Annotated in this window: 9 protein-coding genes; all 9 read right to left on the bottom strand. The window is 74.0% G+C overall.

What is annotated here, in order from left to right; translation table 11 throughout:
• Positions 1–377: 377 nt before the first annotated feature.
• Positions 378–1,562 carry a DNA-processing protein DprA gene (dprA, locus tag ACFWXO_RS29795; protein ID WP_380527413.1) on the bottom strand — a complete coding sequence of 395 codons (1,185 nt, stop codon included), beginning with the start codon at positions 1,560–1,562 and terminating at the stop codon, positions 378–380.
• Entirely contained in the window at positions 1,559–3,274 is a 1,716-nt protein-coding gene (locus ACFWXO_RS29790; RefSeq protein ID WP_375891790.1) for a YifB family Mg chelatase-like AAA ATPase, read from the bottom strand. Before ACFWXO_RS29790 ends, dprA begins: the two co-directional genes overlap by 4 nt.
• 1 nt (position 3,275) lies before the next feature.
• Positions 3,276–3,803, bottom strand: a complete 528-nt coding sequence (locus ACFWXO_RS29785) for a YraN family protein (protein ID WP_375891788.1) — start codon at positions 3,801–3,803, stop codon at positions 3,276–3,278.
• A 168-nt stretch (positions 3,804–3,971) separates the two neighbouring features.
• Positions 3,972–4,298 carry a DUF2469 domain-containing protein gene (locus ACFWXO_RS29780; protein WP_030056781.1) on the bottom strand — a complete coding sequence of 109 codons (327 nt, stop codon included), beginning with the start codon at positions 4,296–4,298 and terminating at the stop codon, positions 3,972–3,974.
• Positions 4,299–4,353: 55 nt separating this feature from the next.
• The gene (locus tag ACFWXO_RS29775) at positions 4,354–4,827 is read right to left on the bottom strand and encodes an NUDIX hydrolase (RefSeq protein ID WP_375891786.1); all 474 of its coding nucleotides are present in this window, start codon (positions 4,825–4,827) and stop codon (positions 4,354–4,356) included.
• A 112-nt stretch (positions 4,828–4,939) separates the two neighbouring features.
• Complete coding sequence (lepB, locus tag ACFWXO_RS29770) at positions 4,940–5,695, bottom strand: signal peptidase I (RefSeq protein WP_380527410.1); 756 nt, start codon at positions 5,693–5,695, stop codon at positions 4,940–4,942.
• A gap of 145 nt (positions 5,696–5,840) precedes the next feature.
• A complete protein-coding gene (gene lepB, locus ACFWXO_RS29765; RefSeq protein ID WP_380527408.1) occupies positions 5,841–6,845 on the bottom strand; it encodes a signal peptidase I in 1,005 nt (334 codons plus the stop codon).
• Between the two features lie 242 nt (positions 6,846–7,087).
• A complete protein-coding gene (gene lepB, locus ACFWXO_RS29760; protein ID WP_380527406.1) occupies positions 7,088–7,894 on the bottom strand; it encodes a signal peptidase I in 807 nt (268 codons plus the stop codon).
• A 136-nt stretch (positions 7,895–8,030) separates the two neighbouring features.
• Positions 8,031–8,962, bottom strand: a 932-nt coding sequence (lepB, locus tag ACFWXO_RS29755) for a signal peptidase I (protein ID WP_380527404.1), incomplete at its 5' end; no start/stop codon positions are given.

Raw genomic sequence — 8,962 nt, 5'->3', positions numbered from 1 at the left:
CCCGCCCCCGCCGCCGCCTCCCCCCACCCCCCCCCCCCGCCCCCCGGCCGCCGGCCGGCGAACCGGCGCGCGGGGCCCCGCGCGGCCCCCCCCCCCCCCCGGCCCCCCCCCCGCCACCGGTCACTCTGTGTCCGGGAATGTGTGTGGGCATACGTAGGTCTGCGCCGTTCTGCCGAGTCATGTGCTGATAGGGAAGGCATGTGGAGCGTAGCGTGACCGACTCACTGCAAAGCGCTACCGCCACTCGGTCGTCCCCCGATCCGGTGGCGTTCACCCATCGGATCCGGGCAGACGAGCGGAAGACCCGGATCAGCAGGTCAGCCGGGCCGTCCCGACCCGCCTCCCGCGGGCGCACCCGTGTTCGTACCCCCGGGCGCTCACCTCCTCCGCACCACGCGCCAGTGCGCGCCGTGCCGCTCCACGAAGCCGAGCGAGGCCAACTCGTAGAGCCGTTGCAGGACTTCGTCCGGCGGGAGGCCGGACTGCCGGGCCAGTCGCTCGACCGGAGCGCCTTCGGCCGTGGCCGGTACGGCCTCCAGCACCCGGGCCACCGGTGGCTCCAGCAAATCCCGCGGCAGCACCGGTCCGCCGCGCTGCGGGGCCAGGTCGTCCCCGATCGCCCCGACCAGCTCGGTGATCTCGGCCGCGTCGGTGACCAGCGTGGCGCCGCCGCTGCGGATCAGCGCGTGCACCCCGGCGGAGAGCTCGGAGGTGACGGGCCCCGCGACGCCCATGGTGTGGCGGTTGAGGTCCCGCGCCCGTCTGGCCGTACTCAGGGCGCCGCTGCGCACGGCCGCCTCGACCACCACCGTGCCCCGGGTCAGCGCCGCGATGACCCGGTTGCGGAGCACGAAGCGGAACCGGTTCGGGTGCTCGCCGGGCGGGAGTTCGCTGACCAGCAGGCCCTGTTCGCCGATCCGCCGGATCAGTTCGGCGTTCCCCTTCGGGTAGGCCACGTCGACCCCGCAGGCGAGCACCGCGACCGTCATCCCGCCGACGGCCAGTGCCCCGCGGTGGGCCGCCGCGTCGATCCCGTACGCGGCCCCGGACACCACCACCCAACCGCGCTCGGCCAGTTGGGCCGCGAGCTCGCCCGCGACGTGGGCGCCGTAGGCCGTGCAGGCCCGGGAGCCCACCACCGCCACCGAGCGCAGGGCGAGCAGCCGCAGTGAACCGGTACCGGTCGTCCACAGCCCGATCGGGCGTCCGTCGCCCAGGTCGTCCAGTTGACTGGGCCATTCCGTGTCCCCCGGAATGATGAAGCGTCCACCGACGTCCCGCACCCGTTTCAGGTCGGCCACCGGGTCGAGCCCGGGGAGTCGGGCCTGGTAGGCGGCCAGCCGGGCCTGGTCCAGCCCGGGGTGGTCGGGGACGGCGCCCTCCCGGATCGCCCGCACCACGTCCACGGCGGGGAGTCCGTCGAGCCAGCGGCCGACCACGGCGTCGCCCGGTTCGCTGAGCCGGTTGAGCAGCACCCGGGCGAGGCGCTCCGCCTCGGGCGCGGCCGCCGGACCGGCTTCGTCCGCGTGGGCTGCCCGGGAGTACCGCAACAGCTGGTTCATGCCGCCTCCTCGTCCTTCGCCGGGAGCCCCTCGGGCTCCGACCGTGGTCCGGGCCGGTCGTCGGGGCCGCTCCGGCGCTGGGCCGGGATGCCGCCGAGGCGGCCGTGCCCGCGCTCGGGCAGCGGCAGCCCCTGCTCGACACCGGTGCGCAGGACCAGGGCGGTGCGCACGTCCCGCTGGTCCGGCCGGTCGCGGCCGGCCAGGTCCGCGACCGTCCAGGCGACCCGGAGCACCCGGTCCAGGCCGCGGGCCGTCAGCAGCCCGCGCTCCAGCTGGCGGGCGACGTCGTTGAGCGCTCCGGCCGAGAGCTGCCAACGGGTGCGCAGTTCGTGGCCCGGCACCTCCGCATTGGTCCGCCACGGGGTGTGCGCCAGCCGCGCGGCGGCCCGCTCCCGCGCCTCCAGCACCCGGGCGGCGACGGTCGCGGTGGTCTCCGCCGTGGTGTCCCGCTCCATCAACTCGATCCTGGTCACCGGGGCGACCTGGACCTGGAGGTCGACCCGGTCCAGCAGCGGCCCGGAGAGCCTCCCCTGGTACCTGCTGACCATCACCGGAGTGCACTCGCAGCCCTCGCCCCGCCGTGAGTACCGGCCGCACGGACAGGGGTTGGCGGCCAGGCAGAGCAGGAACCGCGCCGGGAGCCGCAGCGAACCGGCCGAACGGGCGATCACCACCTCGCCCGACTCCAGCGGCTGGCGCAGCGCGTCGAGCACCCGCACGGGGAACTCGGGCGCCTCGTCCAGGAAGAGCACGCCCCGGTGGGCGAGGGAGACCGCGCCCGGCCTCGGCAGGCCGCTGCCGCCGCCGACGATCGCGGGCATCGTGGTGGAGTGGTGCGGGGCGCAGTAGGGCGCGGTGTCGATCAGCGGGCGCCCGACCGGGAGCAGGCCCGCCACCGAGTGGACGGCCGTGACCTCCAGCGACTCCTTCTGGGTCAGCGGCGGGAGCAGCGCGGGCAGCCGCTCCGCCAGCATCGTCTTGCCCGCGCCCGGCGGCCCCTTGAGGTAGAGGTGGTGGCCTCCGGCGGCGGCGATCTCCAGAGCCCGCCGGGCCTCGTACTGACCGGCCACGTCCGCCATGTCCAGGCGCAGGGTCCGCTCGTCGGGCAGGCCCCGGACGCCCGCGCTGGGCAGCATCAGCCCGGCCATCAGCGGATCCGGCCGGCCGCCGAGCAGGTCCGGCGGCTCCTCCGGCGCCTCCGCCCCGGTCAGGACGGCGACCAGCTGGCGCAGGCTGCGCACCCCGATCACCGTCACGCCCGGCACGAGCGAGGCCTCGGGCGCCGTCTGCTCGGCGACCACGACCCGTTCGTACCCGGCGTCGGCCGCGGCCAGCACCGAGGGCAGCACCCCGCGGACCGGCCGCACCCGGCCGTCCAGCCCCAGCTCGCCGATCAACAGCAGGTCGGCGATGGCGGACGGGTCCAGCCGTTCGGCGGCGGCCAGCACGGCGCAGGCCACCGCGAGGTCGAAGCCGCTGCCGCTCTTGGGCACCGAGGCGGGGCTGAGCCCGACGGTCAGCTTGCGCTGCGGCCAGGCCTCCCCGCTGTTGCAGACCGCGGCGCGGACCCGGTCGCGGGCCTCGGTGAGTGCCTTGTCGGGCAGGCCGACCAGGGTGAACGCGGCCACCCCGGGCTCCAGATCGGCCTGGACCTCGACGATCACTCCGTCGACCCCGACCAGCGCGACGGAACAGGTACGGGCGAAGGCCATCTCAGACCACCCCCCGCAGGTGGTCGACCAGGGCCGCACCCCGTGCCCGGTTGACCACGGCCACCAGGTCGATCCGCACCCCGCCCGGTGGGGCGGGCGGCCACTGCGGATCGGACGGCCCGGGGTCGTACCCGGGCCCGGCCAGCCGGGCGAAGTGCTCGGGCCAGCGTTCGGCCAGCCAGCGCTCGGCGAGCCGCCGCAGCCGGGCGGCCTTGGCCCGGTCGATGGCCTCGCTGGGTTGTTGGAAGCCCCGCTCGGAGCGGGTCTTCACCTCGCAGACCGCGACGGTGTCGCCGTCGAGGGCGACGATGTCCAGCTCACCCTCGACGCAGCGCCAGTTGCGGTCGAGGATGCGGAGCCCGGCGTCCGTGAGGTGCCGGGCGGCGACCCGCTCGCCGTAGCGGCCGAGCCCGTTCCTGGTGCTGCGGTCCTCCCCGGCCTCCCCGGCCCCGCCGTCCGCCCCGGTCGCGGCCGCGTTCGGTACGGCCAGGTCCTGCACGGTCTGGTCCTGCTCGATGGTGTTCTGCACGGTGACCACCTCCGCCGAGGAGGCTGCACCACCGTGCACACCGATGCCGGGAAATTCCGTTCCCCTGTGGATAACCCGGGCCTGTGGACAACTCTTGTCACCCGCAGGAGTGAGAAGCCCCCGTCACGCGAAAATCGGCTGGACAACGCGGGACGGAGTCGTCCAACGTCAGTTCCCGAAGCCGGACTCGTCCGAGGGCAGCTCCAGATCGCTCTTCGCGAGTTCCTCGATGTTCACGTCCTTGAAGGTCAGCACCCGGACCTTACGGACGAACCGAGCCGGCCGGTACATGTCCCAGACCCACGCATCCGCCATCGACACCTCGAAGAACACCTCGCCCTGGACCGAGTGAACCTGCAGCTCGTAGTCGTTGGTGAGGTAGAACCGTCGCTCGGTCTCGATCACGTACTTGAACAGGCCGACGACGTCCCGGTACTCCCGGTAGAGCTTGAGCTCCATCTCGGTCTCGTACTTCTCGAGATCTTCGGCACTCATCCAGGCGTCCCCTCAACTTGTCACGTCCACCCATTGTGGACCACCGCACCCACGCTCAGAGCCGTACCGGATCGACCGGTGGGCCCTCTGCGAGCAGTCGCTCCAGGAAGTCCGCCAGTCCGGCCGGATGGACCGTCTCGGCGGTCCCCCGCAGTTCCTCGACCGTCCACCAGCGCGCCGCGAGCAGCTGGGCGTGCTCGTCCTCGCCCATGCCCGAGTGGTCCAGGCCCGTCTCCGTGGTCCGGGCCAGGTGGAACCACTGCTCCTGCTCGTAACGCTGTCCCCGAAAGGAGAACGACACCGTGCCGTACGCCACCAAGGGCCCCAGGGCCACACCCCGCAAGCCGGTCTCCTCCGCGAGCTCCCGCTCGGCGGCCGCCCGCACGTCCTCCCCCGGCTCCAAGCCGCCCCCGGGCGTGAACCACCACGTCTCGTCGGGCACCGCGGGATCGACGCCCAGGAACAGGAGGATGCGGTCCAGCCCGTCCAGCAGCAGGATCCGCGCCGCCCGGCGACGCTGTGCAGTCATCGCGGCGCTCCACGCTCCTTCGGTTCGCATCGGTGGTGCTACCGATCCTGCCACCCGGCGCGGCCGTCCGGGGCGATGTTCGGCAGAGCGGCCCGACCCGCGACGGCCGTGCTCAGGAGCTGCGCCCCCGGCCGAGCCGGCGCACCAGGCCGGCCACCCCGCCCACCGCCGAGGTCAGCACGATCAGCGCCGCGCCCGCGACGCTGGCGTAGGCGGCGGGCTCCAGCGGGCCCGGCTCCGCGGCCCGGGGGCCCGCGAAGCCGTCGAAGGCCGAGGTCCGCTCCAGCAGGGCGGTCCGGCCGAGGGGCAGCAGGGTGGCCTCGACCCTCGCCTCGACGGCGGTGGCCGGGACGGTCCCGCCGTCGACCTCCAGGTGGGTGCGGGAGTCCAGCGAGCCGACCCGGTTGTCACCGAGCAGGAACAGCCGGCCCTGCGGCACCGTCACGCTGAACGCATCGCCCTGGCGGCCCTGGGTCGCGAGGTACGGCTCGTCCACGGGCTGCCCGTCGACCGTCAGCCGGTGGTCCGCGGCGGTGGTGGCGACGGTGTCGCCGCCGACCGCGACCACCCGCTTGACCATGAGCTCCCCGCCCCAGGCCTGGTCGCGGAAGACCACCACGTCGCCCCGGCCGACGGCGCCGCCGTCGACCTTGCGGGCGAGCACGGTGTCGCCGATCCGGAGCGTCGGGTGCATCGAGGCGGTGGGGATCTTGTACGGCCGGTAGTCGACCGCGATGAGGGCGAATCCGCCGATCATCAACACCAGCCCGAGCGCGATCGCGACCCCCTGCAGCACCGCGGCGGGCCGGCGGCCGGACCGGGCGGGCGCGGCCGAGTGGTCGGCCGGCTGTTCCACGACACTGCTCATCGACACCGTCCACCTTTGGCCGACCGGAGAACACCACTGGCACGCCGGTGGCTCGGGCGCGAACGCCGGCGGGCCGTGGCACGTCCGAGCAGATTACTCGTCGGTACCACGGCCCGCGCAAGGGTCGGGGAGGAGCAGGTGGAGCTCAGGACTCCTTCCGGTGCTCCGTCCGGGCCCGCGCCCGACGCACCAGCGGAAGCAGGGCGACGGCACCCACCGCACCGGCCACGGGAGGCGCGGCCGGCAAGGCCGCCGCCAGGCCCTTCTGGTCGAAGGTGTCCGGCACCGGGAGCGTGGACCAGTGGCCGACCGGCCAGGCCACCACGAAGGCACGCCCGATCACGTTGTCCACCGGCACGCTCCCGCCGCCCGGCTGGTCCATGTGGAAGCGGGAGTCCAACGAGTCCGCGCGGTGGTCGCCCATCACCCAGATCCGGCCGTTCGGCACCTTGATCGGGCCGAAGGGCTGAGTCCCGCAGGGGGTGTTGCCCGGGTAGATGTACGGCTCGTTGAGCGCGACGCCGTTGACCTTGACCGGACCGTCGTCCTTGCACTCGACGGTGTCGCCGCCGACCGCGATGACCCGCTTGATCAGGTCCTTCTCGTTGGCGGAGGGCATCAGCCCGACGAAGCTGAGCACGTCCTGGACACCGCGGACGAAGGAGTTGCTGCTCTGCTGGGTCGGCTCGTCGCCCAACCAGCCGCCCGGGTCGTGGAACACCACGACGTCCCCGCGCTCGGGCTCGGCGCCGAACCACGGGGTCAGTTTGTCCACCAGCACCCGGTCGCCGACCTGCAGCGTGTTCTGCATCGACTCGGACGGAATGGAGAACGCCTGGACGAAGAAGGTCTTGATCACCAACGCCAGGATCAGTGCGATGCCGACCAGGATCGGCAACTCCTTCAGGAAGGAGCGCTGCTTGCGCGGCTTGGCCGGAGCCTCCGACTCCGACTCGTCGGTCGGCCCGCTCTCCGGCCGCCCGGGCTCCGCCGGGCCGTCGGCCCCGCTCCCGTGCTCGTCGGCGGTCTGGGCGGCCGTGTCCTCGACCGCGGCGGACGGCGCCGAGGACTCGGCGGACCGGGTCACCCGACCGCCCGGGCCCTCGGGTTCCCCGGCGCCTGAGCGGGCGCCGATCACCAAATCCCCCACAACGTCTCCTCCCTGCTGTGCGGACGCCTGCGCGCCCGCGCTCAGAGTGCCGCACAGCGGGCACCACGCTCACCACGACCGTGAACGCATCAGGATTGCCCACAGCAGGCTCTCCTGACACCAACCCGACCCCGGCTCACGACCGGGACCGCTCCCGGCCGCACCTGCACTTCTCTATCACTCCAGGGCATCCGGCCCGCGGTTCCACACGCGCCGTCCGGCCGTCCGACGACCGGAGCGGCTCACCGCGGAGGCCGCCCCGACCGGCGAACGACGAACGGAAGGATGCCCAACACACCCATAACGAGCGGTGGTTCCAATGGAACCGGCCCAATGCCCATCGATTGCGGCGCAGTTCCGCCGGGCCGCGAGGTCGCGGCGAGAGAGGAGAGTGAACCGGGCTCGTCGAGTTGATGGAGCCGGCCCAGCGGCCACCCGATCATGAAGGCGCGACCGACCACGTCGCTCAGCGGGACGGTGCCCTGCCCGGGGTTGCCCATGTGGAAGCGGGAGTCGGCGGAGACGTCGCGGTGGTCCCCCATCACCCACAGCCGCCCCTTCGGCACCGTCACCTTGAACGGCTGGCGGGACGGCGGGTTGCCCGCCGCGAGGTACGGCTCGTCCACCGCACGGCCGTTGACGCTGAGCCGCCCCTGCGGGTCGCAGCACTCGACGGTGTCCCCGCCGACGCCGATCACGCGCTTGATCAGGTCCTGCTCGTTGTCGGACGGCAGCAGCCCGACGAAGGTCAGCACGTGCTTCGCCGGGGCCAGGACCGGACCGTCGTCGGCCGCCTTGTGGTCGCTCTCCAGCCAGCCGCCCGGGTCCTTGAACACCACCACGTCGCCGCGCTGCGGCTCACTGCCGAACCAGGGGGTCAACTTGTCCACCAGCACCCGGTCCCCGACCTGGATGGTCTGCTCCATCGAGCCCGAGGGGATCACGAACACCTGGATCATGAAGGTCTTCATCACCAGTGCCACCAGCAGGGCCACCAGGATGATCAGCGGGAACTCGCGCAGCAGCGAGCGCTTGCGCCGCCGGGCCACGCGGCGGGCACTGCGCCGACGATCGGCGCGGCCGCGGACCGGCGCGACCGGTTCCGCCCCGGACTCCGCCGCTTCGCCCCCGCTCCCGCCCCCGTCCCCGCCCGGTTCGGGAGCCGGCCGGTCGGCGACCCGGCCCCTACCCCTGGTCCCCACGGCCACCCGTCCCCGGGACCGCGGTGAAGGCCGCGGGCCGGTCCAGTCCGGTCAGGCGCGAGAACGGGTAGACCACCCAGTCCGCCCGGCCGATCACCTTGTCCTCGGGCACGAAGCCGCCACCGGGCTCCCCGAGGTGGTCCCGGGAGTCCCGGGAGGCACTCCGGTGGTCGCCCAGCACGAAGAGCTTGCCGTTCGGCACCAGGACGTCGAAGGCCACGGCGGACGGCTGGTCGCCCGGGGCCAGGTAGGCGCTCTCGTCCACCGGCACGCCGTTGACGGTGAGCGGCGCCCCCGGGCCGGTGCTCCGCACCCGGTCCCCGGCGACGCCGATCACGCGCTTGACGTAGACCGTGTCGCCGGCCGGGACCAGCCCCAGGTCCCGGCCGACCGAGCGGAGGTCGTCCCAGAACCCCGGCGGCTCGGCCGAATCGCGGAGAAAGGAGCCCGTCCCGTCGAAGACCACCACGTCACCGCGCTGGGGGTGCCCGCCGAAGGCGTAGGCGAGCTGGTTGGCGATCAACCGGTCGCCCGGCCGCAGGGTGTCCTCCATCGAGCCCGAGGGCACCGTGAACGGACGGGCCACGAAGGCGTTCACCAGGAGCAGGGCCGCCAGACAGATCCCGGCCAACAGCAGCAGGTCCCGCGAGCGGGACCGCCCGGGCTCCTCGGCCTCGTCCTCGGCCCCCGGCTCGGGCTCCGCCCGCGCGACCCCCGAGGCCTCGGACCCCTCCGCGGCCCCCGAGGCCCCCGGCCCTTCGAGCCGCTCCGGCCCTTCGAGCCGCTCCGGCTGTCCGAGCCGCTCCGGCCGCGCAGCCCGATCCGGCTCGGAAACGAGGCGCCGGCCGCGCCCCTCAGCGGCCCCCGGGGGGTGGGGGGGGCGCGGGCGGGCCGCCGGGCGGGTCGGGCGAGGAG

Source organism: Kitasatospora sp. NPDC059088 (assembly GCF_042738155.1).
Lineage (GTDB): Bacteria > Actinomycetota > Actinomycetes > Streptomycetales > Streptomycetaceae > Kitasatospora.
The sequence above is the reverse complement of the archived record's forward strand: the minus strand, read 5'-3'. Positions and strand labels throughout refer to the sequence as shown.